Below are 15,424 nucleotides of genomic sequence, written 5' to 3' on the forward strand. Positions count from 1 at the left end.
ACAGCTCCTGGCGGCCAGTCAGCGCATAAAGAGGGCGATGGCCTTCACGATGCGAGATGTCACACAGCCGTCCACCGGTGCTCCACAGATCGCCCACAAGTTGTTCAGCTACTGCTCCACCGATCCTGTTGATAAGTTGTGAGTATCTTTGATGTTGTGGACCTGCAACGAGCCCTTTGGACCCTGTTCCCGGATGTACGTGCTTCCCTTTTTGCCTACAATGAAGTTCCAACTACTGCAGTTGCCATTGCTTGTTGGTTCAGGGCGCGTCTCCAGAAGACGCGCCCTTTTTTCTTGGCCCCGCCCCTCGGCGCCCGAGCCAATTCAAGTACTTAAGCGTTCCCGTTGATGAATCACATCAGAAATTTTTCGATCATTGCGCACATCGATCATGGCAAGTCGACGCTCGCAGACCGTTTGATCCAACGTTGCGGCGGCCTCGCGGAACGCGAGATGGAAGCGCAGGTGCTCGACTCGATGGACATCGAAAAAGAGCGTGGGATAACCATCAAGGCGCAGACCGCCGCGCTGCACTACAAGGCACGCGACGGACAGGTCTACAACCTCAATCTGATCGACACGCCGGGCCACGTCGACTTCTCGTACGAAGTGAGCCGCTCGCTGTCGGCATGTGAAGGCGCATTGCTCGTCGTCGATGCATCGCAAGGCGTTGAAGCGCAGACGGTGGCCAACTGCTACACCGCGCTCGACCTCGGCGTCGAAGTGATCCCGGTGCTCAACAAGATCGATCTGCCGAACGCAGACCTCGACAACGCGCGCACCGAGATCGAAGACGTGATCGGCATCGACGCGACCGACGCGATTCCGTGCTCCGCAAAAACCGGTGTCGGCATCGACGACATCCTCGAGACCATCGTCGCGCGCATGCCCGCGCCGCGCGGCAATCCCGACGGCCCGCTGCGCGCGATGATCATCGACAGCTGGTTCGACGCCTACGTCGGCGTGGTCATGCTGGTGCGTGTGGTCGACGGTCGCCTCGTGAAGGGCGAGCGCATCAAGATGATGGCGTCGGGTGCGATGTACAACGCCGACAGCATCGGCGTCTTCACGCCCGCCAACGAAGCGCGCGCGTCGCTCGAAGCCGGCGAGGTGGGCTACATCATCGCGGGCATCAAGGAGCTGCAGGCGGCCAAGGTCGGCGACACGGTCACGCTGATCCGGCCCGGCACTGGTGGCGCGGCCGCCACGGCCACCGAGGCGCTGCCCGGCTTCAAGGAAATCCAGCCGCAGGTGTTCGCGGGCCTGTACCCGACCGAAGCCAGCGAGTACGACTCGCTGCGCGACGCGCTCGAGAAGCTCAAGCTCAACGATTCGTCGCTGCGCTACGAACCCGAAGTGAGCCAGGCGCTGGGCTTCGGCTTCCGCTGCGGCTTCCTGGGCCTGCTGCACATGGAGATCGTGCAGGAGCGCCTGGAGCGCGAGTTCGACCAGGACCTGATCACGACCGCGCCCAGCGTGGTCTACCAGGTGGTGCGCAACGACGGCGAAGTGATCATGGTCGAGAACCCGTCCAAGATGCCCGACGTCGGCAAGATGGCGGAAATCCGCGAGCCCATCGTCACCGTGCACCTGTACATGCCGCAGGAATACGTCGGCTCCGTCATGACGCTGGCCAACCAGAAGCGCGGCGTGCAGCTGAACATGGCCTACCACGGCCGCCAGGTCATGCTGACCTACGAGATGCCGCTGGGCGAAATCGTGCTCGACTTCTTCGACAAGCTGAAGTCGGTGAGCCGCGGCTACGCCTCCATGGACTACGAGTTCAAGGAGTACCGCGCCTCCGACGTGGTGAAGGTCGACATCCTGCTCAACGGCGACAAGGTCGATGCGCTGTCGATCATCGTGCACCGCAGCCAGTCGCAGTACCGCGGCCGGGCGGTGGTGTCGAAGATGCGCGAGATCATTTCGCGCCAGATGTACGACGTGGCGATCCAGGCGGCCATCGGGGTCACGATCATTGCGCGTGAGACAATCAAGGCACTTCGCAAGAACGTGCTCGCCAAGTGCTACGGCGGCGACATCTCCCGCAAGAAGAAGCTGCTCGAGAAGCAGAAGGCGGGCAAGAAAAGAATGAAGCAGATCGGCTCCGTCGAAGTCCCGCAAGAGGCCTTCCTCGCGATTCTGCAAGTCGAAGACTGATCACCACGAACATGGCATACCTCACCACCCTGGTTCTCGCGGCGTTCGCCAGCTACGTCGGCGCCTGGTATTTCGGCGCGCTCGAAGGCAACTTCGCGCTGTTGCTGTTCGTGGCCACGGTGGTCACCGGGGTCTACTGGCTGGCCGAGCGCTTCTACTTCCTGCCGCAGCGCGAACGCGCCGCCGCCACGCTCGAGAGCTCCATCGCCGAACGCAACACGCGGCTGGCAGGGCAGGGCATCACCCAGGTCGACACCACCGACGCCAAGGCCAGCGAGCGCCTGCTGATGCAGCCCTGGTGGCTCGACTGGACCGCGGGCCTGTTCCCCGTGATCCTGGTGGTGTTCCTGCTGCGCTCGTTCCTGTACGAGCCCTTCAAGATTCCCTCGGGCTCGATGATGCCCACGCTGCTGACCGGCGACCTGATCCTGGTCAACAAGTTCACCTACGGCCTGCGCCTGCCGGTCGTCAACACCAAGCTCACCGACGGCACGCCGCTGGCGCGCGGCGACGTGGTGGTGTTCCGTTACCCGCCCAAGCCCAGCATGGACTACATCAAGCGCGTGGTCGGCATCCCGGGCGACGAGGTGGCCTACCTGAACAAGAAGCTCACGATCAACGGCCAGCCGGTGGGCAAGGCCCCGATCGCCGACTACCTCGATGGCGAGTCGATGCGCATCCTGAAGCAATTCGACGAAGACCTGGGCGGCAAGCAGCACAAGATCCTCAACGACGAGAACGCCCCCGCCTTCGTGCCAGGGGCCAGCGACTTCCCGTTCCGCGAGAACTGCCGCTACTCGGTCGAGGGCGTGGTGTGCAAGGTGCCCGAAGGCAACTACTTCATGATGGGCGACAACCGCGATAATTCGGCCGATTCCCGTTTCTGGGGATTCGTACCGGACAAGAACATCGTGGGCAGGGCCTTCTTCGTCTGGATGAACTTCGGCGATCTCGGTCGCATCGGTCCGTTTCAATAATTAATCAACAGTCAACGTTACTGTTCGAGGGGTAAGAGGGCATGAGAACCAACAGTCGGTCCGTCCGTGGCAGTGCCGCGCACCAGCGCGGCATCTCGTTCATCGGCCTGGTGTTCGTCGCGGCGGTGCTGGGCTGTGTGGGCGTTGTCGTCGCGCAGGTCATTCCGACGCTGATCGAATGGCAGGCCATCGACAAGGCCGCCAACAAGGCCAAGGAAGGCGCCACGGTGCCCGAGATCCGCGCGATCTTCGACCGCGCCCAGGCCATCGACGACTTCAAGTCGGTCAGCGGCCGGGACCTCGAGATCAAGAAGGTGGGCGACAAGGTCGTCGTGTCGTATGCGTACGAGCGCGAGATCCCCCTGTTCGGGCCGGCCTACCTGACGCTCAAATACAAGGGCACGTCCCGCTGACCGCGGTGTCGAACAAGAAGGTGGACGGCAGCCTCGTCGCGCTGCAGGCGCGCCTTCAGTACACGTTCTCGGACCCGCGTCTGCTCCAGCTCGCGCTCACGCACCGCAGTTTCTCGGCCGACCACAACGAGCGCCTCGAGTTTCTCGGCGATTCGGTGCTGAACCTGGCCGTCTCGCACCTGCTGTACATCCGTCTCTCGGAACTGCCCGAGGGCGACCTGTCGCGCGTGCGGGCCAACCTGGTCAAGCAGGACACGCTGCACCGGCTCGCGCTGGGACTGGCGCTGTCGCCGCTGTTGCGCCTGGGCGAAGGCGAAGCCCGCTCGGGCGGCCCGAACCGGCCCTCCATCCTGGCCGACGCGCTCGAAGCGCTGATCGGCGCGGTCTACCTGGACGCCGGCTTTGCCGCCGCGCAGGCGCTGGTGCACCGGCTCTACGAGGCGGTCGAGATCAATCCGCGCATGGAAGCCGCCGCGAAAGACCCGAAGACCGAATTGCAGGAATGGCTGCAGGGCCACAAAATGAAGCTGCCGGTGTACCGCGTGGCAGCGACGCTGGGTGCAGCGCACAAGCAGACCTTCGATGTCGAGTGCGAGGTGCCCGAGCTGGGCCTTCGCGAGCGCGGCATCGGCGGCTCGCGCCGCGCCGGCGAGCAAGCTGCCGCGGCCGCCATGTTGATCCGGCTCAAGGCACGCGGCGCCGCGTGAAATCAGAATGAACGATGTAACCAATCCCGCAGCGGGACCCGAAGACACCGCAGGCGACACGCCTGCCACCGGGCCGCAGCACTGCGGCCTGATCGCCATCGTCGGCAAGCCCAATGTGGGCAAGTCGACGCTGCTCAATGCGCTGGTCGGCCAGAAGATCAGCATCACCTCGCGCAAGGCGCAGACCACGCGCCACCGCATCACCGGCATGCGCACGCTGGGCGTCACGCAGTTCGTGTTCGTCGACACGCCGGGTTTCCAGACCCTGCATGCCAACGCGCTGAACAAGTCGCTCAACAAGACCGTGCAGGGCGCGGTCGGCGACGTCGACCTGATCCTGTTCGTGGTCGAGGCCGGTAGTTTCACGCCGGCCGACGAGCGCGTGCTCAAGCTGCTGGGCAAGGGCATCCCCACGGTGCTGCTGGCCAACAAGCTGGACAACGTGCACCGCCGCGGCGACATCGCGCCGTGGCTGCAGACGATGCAGGCCAAGCACAGCTTCGCGGAGTTCGTGCCGATGTCGGCCAAGAACTCGAAGGACGTCGAGCGCCTGTTCGGCATCTGCGAGAAATACCTGCCCGAGCAGCCCTGGTTCTACGACGAAGACGAGCTCACCGACCGCAGCGAGAAATTCCTCGCCGGCGAACTGGTGCGCGAAAAGCTCTTTCGCCTCACGGGCGACGAGCTGCCCTACACCTCGACCGTCATCATCGACAAGTTCGAGGAAGAGCCGCCCCAGAAGAAGGGCCAGAAGCGCCTGCTGCGCATCGCCGCCACCATCGTGGTCGAGCGCGACGGCCACAAGGCCATGGTGATCGGCGACAAGGGCGAACGCATCAAGCGCATCGGCATGGAAACCCGCGTCGAGCTCGAGAAGCTGGCCGACGCCAAGGTGTTCCTCGAGCTGTGGGTGAAGGTGCGCTCGGGCTGGGCCGACGACGAGGCGCGCGTGCGCTCCTTCGGCTACGAATGAAGTGGCTGCCGCTCATCGCGTTTCGCATGAACCGGCTTACGTGCTCCATCGCTACGACTGGAGCGAGTCGAGCCTGATCCTCGAGGTCTTCACCCGCCACCACGGGCGCATCGCGCTCGTGGCCAAGGGGGCGAAGCGGCCGAGTTCCAATTTCCGTCCCGTGCTGCTGCCGCTGCAGCCGCTGCAGCTCAACTACGGCGGCGACGCCGAGATCCGCACGCTGAAAGGCGCTGAATGGATGGGCGGCCACGTCATGCCGACCGGCGAGGCGCTGCTCTCGGGCTACTACGTCAACGAACTCCTGCTGCGCCTGCTGGCGCGCGACGACGCGCACGAGGCGCTGTTCGACGCCTACGCCGGCGTGGTGCAGGTGCTGGCCGGCGACCACGCGGGCGCCCAGGCCGCGACGCAGGCCGCCGCGCTGCGTGCCTTCGAGCTGCTGCTGCTGCGTTCGGTCGGCCTGCTGCCCTCGCTCGACGTGCAGACGCTCACCCTGGAGCCGCTGGCGGCCCGCACGCGCTACACCCTCGTGCCCGAAGCCGGCCTGCGCCAGGCGGCCAAGGACGAGGCCGCGCTGCCCGGCGCCGACTGGCAGGTGCTGCAGAGCGTGCTCGACGACCGCACCCCGTTCACCGCCACCCTGCGCGAGGTCGCGACGATGAACGCCGGCAGCAACAGTGCCCTGCGCAACCAGCTGCGGGCCTTGCTCAACTACCATTGCGGCGTGACCACGCTGCGCACGCGGCAAATGATGAGGGATCTGCAAGCACTATGAGCACTTCTTCGGGCGATGCCGGTACCACGGCCCTGTCAGTCAATCTCAACAAGGTCGCCTTGGTGCGCAACACGCGCCACCTCGGCATCCCGAGCGTGGTGGGCGCCGCCCAGGCCTGCCTGGCGGCGGGCGCGCAGGGCATCACCGTGCATCCGCGCCCCGACGCGCGCCACATCCGCGCGCACGACGTGAGCGACCTGTCGGAACTGCTCGCCAAGGACTGGCCGGGCATCGAGTTCAACATCGAAGGCAACCCCTTCCACAACCTGATGGACTTCGTGCGCGAACTCAAGCCGCACCAGGCCACCTTCGTGCCCGACAGCGAAACCCAGTCGACCAGCGACCACGGCTGGAGCTTCCCGGAAGACGCCGAGCGCCTGCGCCCGCTGATCGCCGAAGCCAAGGCGCTGGGCGTGCGCGTGAGCCTGTTCATGGACCCGATCCCCGAGATGATGGCCGCCGTCAAGGCCGTGGGCGCCGACCGCGTCGAGCTCTACACCGAAGGCTACGCCGCCTCGCGCGGCACGCCGCAGGAAGCCGCCGTGCTCGCGCGCTACGTGGCCGCGGCGCAGGCCGCCCATGCGGCGGGCCTGGGCGTCAATGCTGGCCACGACCTGAGCCGCGACAACCTCACGCCGTTCCTGCGCGCGGTGCGCGGCGTGCACGAGGTGTCGATCGGCCATGCCTTCGTCGCCGATGCGCTCGAACTCGGGTACGCCGCGACCACGCGCGATTACCTGCGCTGCATCGCCGACGCCGCATGATCTACGGCATCGGGACCGACATCTGCGATGTGCGCCGCATCGCGGCCACCTTCGAGCGCCAGGGCGAACGCTTCGCCCGCCGGGTGCTGAGCGACGCCGAGTTCGCCATCTGGCAGGCCCGCGCCGCGCGCTGGCCCAAGCGCGGCCTGAGCTACCTCGCCACGCGTTTTTCCGCCAAGGAAGCCTTCAGCAAGGCCATCGGCCTGGGCATGCGCATGCCGATGAGCTGGCGCCTGTGCGAGATCGCCAACCTGCGCAGCGGCAAGCCGGTGATCGTGCTGCACGGCGAACTGAAAGACTGGTTCGAGGCGCAGGGCCTGACGGCGCACGTGACCGTCACCGACGAAACCGAGTACGCCGCCAGCTTCGTGGTGGTGGAAAAGGCCTGAACGAATCTCCGGCGCCGTTGCGCCTTGCCGACCGATCGACCGACATGACCGAACTGAACCACGCGCCGCTCCTCATCGATGTGGCCGGCACCGAACTCACCCCCGCCGACCGCCGGCGCCTCGCGAACCCGCATGTGGGCGGCGTGATCCACTTCACCCGCAACTGGCAGGATCGCGCGCAGATGACCGCGCTAAACGCCGAGATCAAGGCGATCCGGCCCGATCTGCTGATCTGCGTCGACCACGAAGGCGGTCGGGTGCAGCGCTTTCGCACCGACGGCTTCACGCGGCTGCCCTCGATGCGCAGCCTGGGCGAACTGTGGATGCACGATGCCCTGCGCGCCACGCAGGTTGCCACCGCTGCCGGGCAGGTGCTGGCCGGCGAGCTGCGCGCCTGCGGCGTCGACTTCAGCTTCGCGCCGGTGCTCGATCTGGACTACGGCGGCAGCAGCGTGATTGGCGACCGCAGCTTCCACCGCGACCCGCGCGTGGTCGCGCTGCTCGCCAAGAGCGTGATGCACGGCATGCTGCAGATGGGCATGCGCAACTGCGGCAAGCACTTTCCGGGGCACGGTTTCGTGCAGGCCGATTCGCACGTCGAGATTCCGGTCGACCGGCGCAGCCTGAAGGCCATTCTGGCCGACGATGCGCGGCCCTACGACTGGCTGGGCGGCACGCTCGCGGCCGTGATGCCCGCGCATGTGATCTACCCGAAGGTCGACAAGCGGCCGGCGGGTTTCTCGTCGAAATGGCTCAAGGCAATCCTGCGCCAGCGCTTCGCGTTCGACGGCGCCGTGTTCAGCGATGACCTGAGCATGGAGGCAGGGCGCTACATCGATGGCGAGCTGCTGAGCTACACAGATGCGGCGTTGGCTGCGCTCGAAGCCGGATGCGATCTGGCGCTGTTGTGCAACCAGAGTGTGGGAGACGGGCGTTTGCTGGACGACTTCCTCGACGGATTCGAGGCTGCCGTGCGCGCGGGCCGATGGCAGCCGGACACGAACAGCGAAGCGCGCCGGCAGGCGCTGCTGCCGACGGGCGCCGCACCCGACTGGCAGACGCTGGTCGCCTCGCGCGGATACCGCGACGCAAGGCGGATCGTGGACATCTGAGCGCTGCTGTCCCGCCAATCCAGAGCCCGCCATGCCCCTGTGCCTCAGTCTTTTTCAGCGCATGGATGAGGCTGTGCTGCGCAACCATGCGCACTACTGTCGCCTGTTTGGCTACCCTCACCAATGGCTGGAGAGCGACAAGCTGATCCATCCGGCGCTGCGTGCCAGCGCCAAGTACAGCCAGATCCTTCGCCATTTGCGGACGCTGGACGAGGGTGACTGGCTGTTTTTTCTCGATGGCGATTCGGTGATCTTTCACCCCGTGGCCATCGACACCCTGGTGCAAGGCTTCGACCTGCTCGCGGCGGAAGGGCCGCCAACCGACGGTCGACCGGGTCCGGCCATGACCAACACGCTGGTCGTGCGCAACACGGCGGCCAATCGGGCGTTGCTGCACCAGCTGATCGTGGACTCGGGCCATGTCGTTGCACTGGAGTCTGACCGGCTCGACGAGACGGCACGGCTGCGTCCAGCAGGACTGCTGGCGTGCAATGGCATCGTGGCCGATGTCTACTTCAACGTGTCCTGGCGCATTGCGCAGTGGCACAACGCGCGGGTCTTCGTGGTCAATCTGGCGCCATTGCCTGTTCCGTTGCCAGGCGGTGGATGGCGCGACGAGGTCCTGCACGACGTGAACCTGCAGGCCTTGCTGGTGCGCGAAGTCAACGGCGCGCTGATGCACGGTCGGCCCGTACTGCAGCCACCCCAATACCCCTCGCTTGGCGACGAACCTCTCAGCAGCCTCAACCCCGGCGCACGCATCGCGTTTGTGACGCTTTACACCCACCACGTGCAGACCTATGCCCGGGTCTCGGAGCACAACGTGCGCCGCTACTGCGACGTGCACGGCTACGCGTATCACGTGTATCGCGAGGTTCCCCACGAGATCGGACCGGGCATCAACGGCTCCTGGGTCAGGAGCTGGCTGCTGCAACAGCACCTGCCAGATCACGACTGGGTGATCTGGGTCGATGCCGATGTGCTCTTCTTCAACCAGTCTCGTCCGATCGAGCCCCTGCTGCAGGGGCGTGACCTGCTGCTGGCCAAGGATGTGGGCGCGTGGTTCTTCAATTCCGGCGTGATGGGGTTCCGCAGTACGCCGCGCAACCTCGAATTGCTGGCGCAGATCTGGTCGCGGATCGGCGAGGTGGCCGACAAGTCGGGCGTCTACAGCAGCATGGGCGACCAGTACTACACCAACGAGGTGTTGAGCCAGGCGTCGCTCCTGGACGAGCGCAGCGTGCTCGACAACCTGACCATCAACACGCCACCCTTGCTTGCAAGCGAAGACACGTTGCTCGTGCATTTCGTGAGCCTCGCCGAGCCTTATCGGTCCGTGTACATGGCTGCGATGGACGCCGCGTCGCAGCAGGTCCGGTAGGCAGGCACGACGCCGGCGCATTGCCACAAGCTGGGAAGCACACGCTACCACCAGATTCTTCCGATCACGGCTGACAAGCTCCCTGAGCGCAGCAACGATCTTTACGACGTGGTGATCCTGGGCGATGTCATCGAGCACATGCTCCACTCGCAAGGCCGCGACCTGCTGGAATTTCTCAACTACCGGTCGCGCTATCTCATCGTTTCCGCACCGGAATGGGACATGACAACTGGGCCGGGCCCGGCCTGGCCGAGGTGGTGAGTGCGGTCAAATGGGGCCGGACTTTTCAACGGACATTCCAGCGGCCAGAAGCTGCCGGTCAACCTGACGATTCGCGACACGCGCTACAAGGAACAGACCGACGGGCACAATGTGGTGCTGTATCGCCCCCTCTGACAAGCGTTGTCCCATGGCCGAAGCCGACAAGATTTCCCTTCGTGATATCGACATCATCGTCTCCTACCGGGAGGCGAATGAAGAGCGGCGAGAGAACCTCTACGCCGTGCTGGCGCATCTGGGCCGCACCTATACCGACTACCGGTTGTGGTTGATGGAGGCTGCGCCGACTCCGCGCTTCGAGTGGCAGAGGTTGAACGATCCGAAGATCCGGCATGTCTTCATCCACCACGACGGGCCGTTTCCCAAATCGATGCTCTACAACACGGGCGTTCGGCTGGCCCGCAGCCCTGTCATCTGCTTTCATGACGCCGACTCCATTGCCCAGCCGTCAACGCTGCGCGGCTGCGTCGATGCGCTGCTGGACCGCGGCGACAGCGACGTGCTGTGCCCTTACTGGAACGTCATCAACATTGCCGGCGAGCTCAAGCGCAATTTCATGCAGTCGCCCGACTACGCATGGTTCGCATCGATCAACGCGGAGCAGTTGCCTGCGGACACCAGCGTGCTGTACTCGAATGCCAACGGGGGCATTGTGCTGTTCAAGCGCAGCGAGTACATCCGCGTCGGCGGATACAACGCGCGCCTGGAGGGGTGGGGCGGCGAGGACGATGAACTGCTGCGCAGGGCGGGGCGGCTGGGGTTGCGCTGGCACTCGATACCCGTGCCCCTCTTCCATTTGCACCACGACTCGGGTTCGCGCAATGCATTGATCGAGAGCATCCGCGACTCCGACAACTTGCGCGCGTCGAACGCCATCGAGAGCATGTCGCAGGAAGAGTTGGAAACACTCGCGCGTGAGCTGGCCGATTTTTTTCGCTGAAACCGAGCGGCAAACCCGCCTCAACCGTCGACTGAATCAACGCGCAGCCTGGTTCTCGCGCCAAGCGAAGAATTGTTTCAATGCTGGCTGAATGAACGAAGCCTGGGACTTCGCGGTAAATAGCCGATGCCCCAGGTCGGCGCGTTCGCGCAACTGCTCGGGCGTGGAAATCAGTCGCTCTGCTGTGTCGACCAGCTGCTCGTAGGGGACGCCGAAAAGGCCCTGACGCAACTCGGTGCGCAATTCGCTGTCATCGTAGATCTCCGTGAGGATGGCTTTCCTTGCGACAAATCCTACGGCCAGCCGCGGAAGCTCCACGGTTCGCGTGGTGTCAAGATAGCTCACATTGAGCATCAACTTGCTTCGCATCAGGAGCGCAGACCTCTCTTCGGCAGGAATCGAGTGATGTGCTTCGACACGCAACCCTCGCTCGCGCATTTCATCGAGAAGGCGATGTCGCCGCGCATTCAGGCTGCCGAAGAAAAGCACATCGATGTCTTCCACGGGAGGGGCCTGAGCTTCCGGCGGTGCCAGGATCGCCCCGGCCTGGTAGCCGAGTGGAACCAGGCTGGCGTGCGGTATGCCGAGTTCCGCGTACCTTCTAAAGTTCAGCTCGCTGTACTCCCACACGTAGCTGTTACGCAGAACTTCCAGATAGATCGGATTGAAGGCGTTTCCACCCTCCACGAGTTGCTCGATATTCACGACGATGCAGTTCGGCGCCAGATGAGCGAGATCCTTCCACTTCAGCGATGCGGCCCCGAACATGATGATGTTGACCCGAGCCGCATCGATCTGGGCGTAGTTGCACGTGACGTCGTACCCGAGCTCGCACAATCCCAGCCGGAAGCCTTCGACGATCTCCCCGACCATTTGCGGGTCACCGACAGAAGTGAGATGCAGTTTTGGATTCATTGAAGGATCACGCGCTAGGGGCGCTGCCTGCGAGCAAAGGTGTCGGGGCGGGCTCGATCAAGATTTTCGTTGGTCACAGCATTTTTCCTGCAAAACCCGTTGATGCCTTTGATCAGGAGTTTCATTTTTTCACTCCTCGCAGTCACTCGGGATCTTGCCCAACGCCTGCGAGCTGAAAAAGTTTACGCCCCGTTTGACTCGGCGGCCAGACGATGAGCGTGGCCGTTCGATGCCCAGAGCGGCGTTCCGTCTGAATCCAGGTGCGTCAGATACAGCCGCAAGTCGAATTCAAGCTGCCGATAGTCCGGCTCCATGTGCATGCACAGCGCGTAAAAAGCCTTGTCGTGGTCGCGTTCCTTCATGTGCGCGAGCTCGTGCACGACGATCATCCGCAACAACGCCAGGGGCACGTCCTTGAACAGGCTCGCCACCCGAATCTCGCGCTTGGCCTTGAGCTTCCCGCCCTGCACGCGCGACACCGTGGTGTGCGTGCCCAGCGCATTGCGGATCACGTGCAGCTTGTTGTCGAACATCACCTTCGACAGCGGGGCGGCCTTGCGCATGAACTCGTTCTTGAGTTCGGTCACGTAGTCGTAGAGTGCGCGATCGGTCTGGATGCCGTGCACGCCGTCGGGATAGCGCTTGCCGAGCAGCACCCCCAGCTTGTCTTCGGCGACCAACTGGCGGACCTGGTCCAGCAGGGGCGCCGGATAGCCCGCCAGGTACTTCATGCGCGACGGCGCTCCGTGTGCGCCGCGCAGGCCAGCCCTGTGGCCACGCCGCCGAACAGGTCGCCTTCGACCAGGTTCACGCCCGCAAAGCTCTTGCGCAGGGCGTGCTGGAATGGCCGCAGCGCCGAGGAGCCGCCGGTGAGGTAGATCGCATCGAGGTCGCTGCTGCGCAAGCTGGCGCGCTTGACGCACGCATGTGCGCAGGCGATCACGTTCTCGAGCGGGCCGGCCAGCTGCTGAGCCATATCGTCCGGTGTGAGCGAGGCCACCAGCCCGCGCTCGGCGCAGGAGAGGTCGATGGCTGTCGCCGCGTCGGTCACTGACGCATCGATCTTGGCCGCTTCCACCGCGCTCGCGATGCGGTGGCCGTGCCGTTCTTCGAGCACGGTCATCAGCCGGTCGTGCAACCGCGTGTCGCTGTAGCTCGTGCGCAGGTCTTTCGCCTGGCGCACCGCCTTGGCGGCGTAGAGCCAGTTGATCAGGTGCCAGGACGAGAGTTCGAAGAACACCTTGCTCGGCACCTCGCGCCCTTGCGGCCCGGTGTGGCGAAAGCCGAACTGCGGCATCACGCGTTCGAGGTTCAGGCGCTGGTCGAAATCGGTGCCGCCGATGTGCACGCCGCTGGTGGCCAGCACGTCGTCGGTGCGGTCCTCGCGTGCAGCTCGCTCGGGTCCGACGCGCACGACGGTGAAGTCGGAGGTGCCGCCGCCGATGTCGACGATGAGCACGATCGACTCTTTCGTGATGCGCTGCTCGTAGTCGAAGGCGGCTGCGATCGGTTCGAGCTGGAAGCCGATCTCGCGAAAGCCCGCGGCGCGCGCCGCGTGACGCAGGCTTTCCTCGGCGCGTTCATCGCGTTTCGGATCGTCATCCACGAAATGCACGGGTCGCCCGATCACCACGCGCTCGGGCGTCTGGCCGAGCTCGCGGCTGGCGCGCACGGCCAGTTCGCGCAGGAAGCGCGCGATGATGTCCTCGAAGCTCACCAGGCCGTCGTAGATCGCCGTCTTTTCCTGCATCAGCGCGCTGCCGAGCAGGCTCTTCAGCGAGCGCATCAGGCGGCCTTCGGTGCCCGAGAGGTACTGGCCGATGGCGTCGCGACCGAAGTGGGTCGTGCGGTCTTCGGCGTTGAAGAAGATCGCGGTGGGCAGGGTGGTGGCCGCGCCTTCGATGGGCAGCAGGCGAGCCACGCCGTCGACCCGGCAGGCCACGGCGGAGTTGGAGGTGCCGAAGTCGATGCCGATCGTCGGCAGCGACGACGGTGACAACACGCTCAAGATTCCCTGCGCAGCGCCGGGAACAGGATCACGTCGCGGATGCTCGGCGAATCGGTCAGCAGCATCATCAGGCGGTCGATGCCGATGCCGCAGCCGCCAGTGGGCGGCATGCCGTATTCGAGGGCGCGCACGAAGTCGTGGTCGTAGAACATGGCTTCGTCGTCGCCGCTGTCCTTGGCGGCCACCTGCGCGTTGAAGCGCGCGGCCTGGTCTTCGGCGTCGTTCAGCTCGCTGAAGCCGTTGCCGAATTCGCGGCCGGTGATGTACAGCTCGAAACGCTCGGTGACCTCGGGGCGCTCGTCGTTGGCGCGTGCCAGCGGCGAGATCTCGGTCGGGTGCTCCATGATGAAGGTCGGCTGCCAGAGCTTCTCTTCCACGGTCTCCTCGAAGTACATCACCTGCAGGCTGGCGAGGCTGCGCTGCGAGAGCTTGTCTTTTTCTTCGCTCAGGCCGAGCTTGCGCAGGGCGTTGATGAGCCAGGCAGTGTCGTCCACGCCATCACCGGCGTCGGTGTGCTTGAGGATCGCTTCGCGGATCGTCAGGCGCTCGAAGGGCTGCGTCAGGTCGACGGCCTTGCCGCCGTAGGTGAGCTGCTGCGTGCCCACGGCCTTGTCGGCGATGGTGCGGATCAGCGTCTCGGTGAAGTCCATCAGGTCGCGGTAGTTCCAGTAGGCCGCGTAGAACTCCATCATCGTGAACTCGGGGTTATGCCGCACCGAGATGCCCTCGTTGCGGTAGCTCCGGTTGATTTCGAACACACGCTCGAAGCCGCCGACGATCAGGCGCTTGAGGTACAGCTCGGGCGCGATGCGCAGGAACATCTCCTGGTCGAGCGCGTTGTGGTGCGTCTTGAACGGCTTGGCGTTCGCACCGCCCGGGATCGGGTGCAGCATGGGCGTCTCGACTTCGAGGAAGTCGTTGGCCACCATGAACTCGCGCAGCGCGCTCACGGCCTTGCTGCGCGCGGTGAAGCGCACGCGGGCCGACTCGTCGGTGATCAGGTCGACATAGCGCTGACGGTACTTCTGCTCCTGGTCGGCCATGCCGTGGAACTTGTCGGGCAGCGGTCGCAGGCTCTTGGTGAGCAGGCGCAGGCGGCTGACCTTGATCGACAGCTCGCCGGTCTTGGTCTTCATGAGCGTGCCTTCGGCACCGAGGATGTCGCCGAGGTCCCAGCGCTTGAAGTCGGCGTACGCCTCTTCGCCGATGGCGTCGCGCGTCACGTACAGCTGGATGCGGCCGGTGGCGTCCTGCACGGTCGCGAAGCTGGCCTTGCCCATCACGCGCTTGAGCATCATGCGGCCGGCCACGCTGACGGCGACGGCCTGTGCTTCCAGGGCTTCCGGCTCGGTGCCGCCGTGCTGCTCGACCAGCGCCGCGGCGCGGTGGCCGGGCTTGAAGTCGTTCGGGAACGCGACCCCCTTGCCTTCGGTCTGCGCCGTGCGCAGCAGCTTGAGCTTTTCGCGGCGTTCGACGATGAGCTGGTTGTCGTCGACGGCGGGTGCAGAGGAGGGGGCTGCAGCGGGCGCGGGAATGGGAGGGGTGAGGTGATCGGACATGAGGAGCGGATGAGGCGCAACCGGAGCGTGCGCGAGCCCGGCATTTTAGCCGATCGCTTTCGAATGAAACCG

At 64.8% G+C, this 15,424-nt stretch carries 16 protein-coding genes; 12 read left to right on the forward strand and 4 right to left on the reverse strand.

Features of this window, described 5'->3' with window-relative positions; all coding sequences use genetic code 11:
* Positions 1-348: 348 nt before the first annotated feature.
* The 12 genes from lepA (at position 349) to AC07XP_RS08070 (ending at position 10,870) form a co-directional block, all read left to right on the forward strand.
* Positions 349-2,160, forward strand: a complete 1,812-nt coding sequence (lepA, locus tag AC07XP_RS08015) for a translation elongation factor 4 (RefSeq protein WP_153282471.1) — start codon at positions 349-351, stop codon at positions 2,158-2,160.
* Between the two features lie 11 nt (positions 2,161-2,171).
* Positions 2,172-3,137 (forward strand): signal peptidase I, encoded by a 966-nt coding sequence (gene lepB, locus AC07XP_RS08020; protein WP_062475534.1) that lies wholly within the window; start codon positions 2,172-2,174, stop codon positions 3,135-3,137.
* A gap of 41 nt (positions 3,138-3,178) precedes the next feature.
* Positions 3,179-3,550: a DUF4845 domain-containing protein gene (locus AC07XP_RS08025; RefSeq protein WP_495264313.1), complete on the forward strand. Its 372-nt coding sequence runs from the start codon at positions 3,179-3,181 to the stop codon at positions 3,548-3,550.
* A gap of 20 nt (positions 3,551-3,570) precedes the next feature.
* Positions 3,571-4,257 (forward strand): ribonuclease III, encoded by a 687-nt coding sequence (rnc, locus tag AC07XP_RS08030; RefSeq protein ID WP_056572447.1) that lies wholly within the window; start codon positions 3,571-3,573, stop codon positions 4,255-4,257.
* A gap of 7 nt (positions 4,258-4,264) precedes the next feature.
* On the forward strand, positions 4,265-5,230 hold the full coding sequence (era, locus tag AC07XP_RS08035; protein ID WP_495264314.1) for a GTPase Era: 966 nt from the start codon (positions 4,265-4,267) through the stop codon (positions 5,228-5,230).
* A 1-nt stretch (position 5,231) separates the two neighbouring features.
* Positions 5,232-6,005, forward strand: coding sequence for a DNA repair protein RecO (gene recO, locus AC07XP_RS08040; protein WP_495264315.1), 774 nt, complete (start codon positions 5,232-5,234; stop codon positions 6,003-6,005).
* Positions 6,002-6,769 (forward strand): pyridoxine 5'-phosphate synthase, encoded by a 768-nt coding sequence (locus AC07XP_RS08045; protein ID WP_159275638.1) that lies wholly within the window; start codon positions 6,002-6,004, stop codon positions 6,767-6,769. The genes recO and AC07XP_RS08045 overlap by 4 nt, the downstream gene beginning before the upstream one ends.
* Positions 6,766-7,158 (forward strand): holo-ACP synthase, encoded by a 393-nt coding sequence (gene acpS / locus AC07XP_RS08050; RefSeq protein ID WP_056572075.1) that lies wholly within the window; start codon positions 6,766-6,768, stop codon positions 7,156-7,158. The genes AC07XP_RS08045 and acpS overlap by 4 nt, the downstream gene beginning before the upstream one ends.
* Before the next feature lie 44 nt (positions 7,159-7,202).
* Complete coding sequence (gene nagZ / locus AC07XP_RS08055) at positions 7,203-8,270, forward strand: beta-N-acetylhexosaminidase (RefSeq protein WP_495264316.1); 1,068 nt, start codon at positions 7,203-7,205, stop codon at positions 8,268-8,270.
* 31 nt (positions 8,271-8,301) lie between these two features.
* Positions 8,302-9,651 carry a galactosyl transferase GMA12/MNN10 family protein gene (locus AC07XP_RS08060; protein WP_495264317.1) on the forward strand — a complete coding sequence of 450 codons (1,350 nt, stop codon included), beginning with the start codon at positions 8,302-8,304 and terminating at the stop codon, positions 9,649-9,651.
* A 108-nt stretch (positions 9,652-9,759) separates the two neighbouring features.
* A complete protein-coding gene (locus AC07XP_RS08065) occupies positions 9,760-9,912 on the forward strand; it encodes a hypothetical protein (protein ID WP_495264318.1) in 153 nt (50 codons plus the stop codon).
* Positions 9,913-10,060: 148 nt separating this feature from the next.
* Positions 10,061-10,870, forward strand: coding sequence for a galactosyltransferase-related protein (locus AC07XP_RS08070; RefSeq protein ID WP_369629808.1), 810 nt, complete (start codon positions 10,061-10,063; stop codon positions 10,868-10,870).
* A gap of 36 nt (positions 10,871-10,906) precedes the next feature.
* On the opposite strand, the gene AC07XP_RS08075 is transcribed toward AC07XP_RS08070, so the two are convergent.
* The 4 genes from AC07XP_RS08075 to lysS all read right to left on the reverse strand — a co-directional run bounded on the left by AC07XP_RS08075 (position 10,907) and on the right by lysS (position 15,352).
* Positions 10,907-11,785: a hypothetical protein gene (locus tag AC07XP_RS08075; RefSeq protein ID WP_495264319.1), complete on the reverse strand. Its 879-nt coding sequence runs from the start codon at positions 11,783-11,785 to the stop codon at positions 10,907-10,909.
* 182 nt (positions 11,786-11,967) lie between these two features.
* Positions 11,968-12,516: a YgjP-like metallopeptidase domain-containing protein gene (locus AC07XP_RS08080; RefSeq protein ID WP_495264320.1), complete on the reverse strand. Its 549-nt coding sequence runs from the start codon at positions 12,514-12,516 to the stop codon at positions 11,968-11,970.
* Positions 12,513-13,793 carry an Hsp70 family protein gene (locus AC07XP_RS08085; protein WP_495264321.1) on the reverse strand — a complete coding sequence of 427 codons (1,281 nt, stop codon included), beginning with the start codon at positions 13,791-13,793 and terminating at the stop codon, positions 12,513-12,515. Before AC07XP_RS08085 ends, AC07XP_RS08080 begins: the two co-directional genes overlap by 4 nt.
* Positions 13,790-15,352 (reverse strand): lysine--tRNA ligase, encoded by a 1,563-nt coding sequence (gene lysS / locus AC07XP_RS08090; protein ID WP_159273206.1) that lies wholly within the window; start codon positions 15,350-15,352, stop codon positions 13,790-13,792. The genes AC07XP_RS08085 and lysS overlap by 4 nt, the downstream gene beginning before the upstream one ends.
* Positions 15,353-15,424: the final 72 nt, after the last annotated feature.

This window comes from Variovorax sp. GW531-E2, from assembly GCF_059423125.1.

What these genes read in the sequence shown, in the direction of transcription:
- AC07XP_RS08045 (WP_159275638.1), top strand. Translation starts at nt 6,002, where the DNA reads ATGAGCACTTCTTCGGGCGATGCCGGTACCACGGCCCTGTCAGTCAAT.
- AC07XP_RS08070 (WP_369629808.1), top strand. Translation starts at nt 10,061, where the DNA reads ATGGCCGAAGCCGACAAGATTTCCCTTCGTGATATCGACATCATCGTC.
- acpS (WP_056572075.1), top strand. Translation starts at nt 6,766, where the DNA reads ATGATCTACGGCATCGGGACCGACATCTGCGATGTGCGCCGCATCGCG.
- era (WP_495264314.1), top strand. Translation starts at nt 4,265, where the DNA reads ATGAACGATGTAACCAATCCCGCAGCGGGACCCGAAGACACCGCAGGC.
- AC07XP_RS08075 (WP_495264319.1), bottom strand. Translation starts at nt 11,785, where the DNA reads ATGAATCCAAAACTGCATCTCACTTCTGTCGGTGACCCGCAAATGGTC.
- AC07XP_RS08080 (WP_495264320.1), bottom strand. Translation starts at nt 12,516, where the DNA reads ATGAAGTACCTGGCGGGCTATCCGGCGCCCCTGCTGGACCAGGTCCGC.
- lysS (WP_159273206.1), bottom strand. Translation starts at nt 15,352, where the DNA reads ATGTCCGATCACCTCACCCCTCCCATTCCCGCGCCCGCTGCAGCCCCC.
- AC07XP_RS08025 (WP_495264313.1), top strand. Translation starts at nt 3,179, where the DNA reads ATGAGAACCAACAGTCGGTCCGTCCGTGGCAGTGCCGCGCACCAGCGC.
- AC07XP_RS08060 (WP_495264317.1), top strand. Translation starts at nt 8,302, where the DNA reads ATGCCCCTGTGCCTCAGTCTTTTTCAGCGCATGGATGAGGCTGTGCTG.
- lepB (WP_062475534.1), top strand. Translation starts at nt 2,172, where the DNA reads ATGGCATACCTCACCACCCTGGTTCTCGCGGCGTTCGCCAGCTACGTC.
- lepA (WP_153282471.1), top strand. Translation starts at nt 349, where the DNA reads ATGAATCACATCAGAAATTTTTCGATCATTGCGCACATCGATCATGGC.
- nagZ (WP_495264316.1), top strand. Translation starts at nt 7,203, where the DNA reads ATGACCGAACTGAACCACGCGCCGCTCCTCATCGATGTGGCCGGCACC.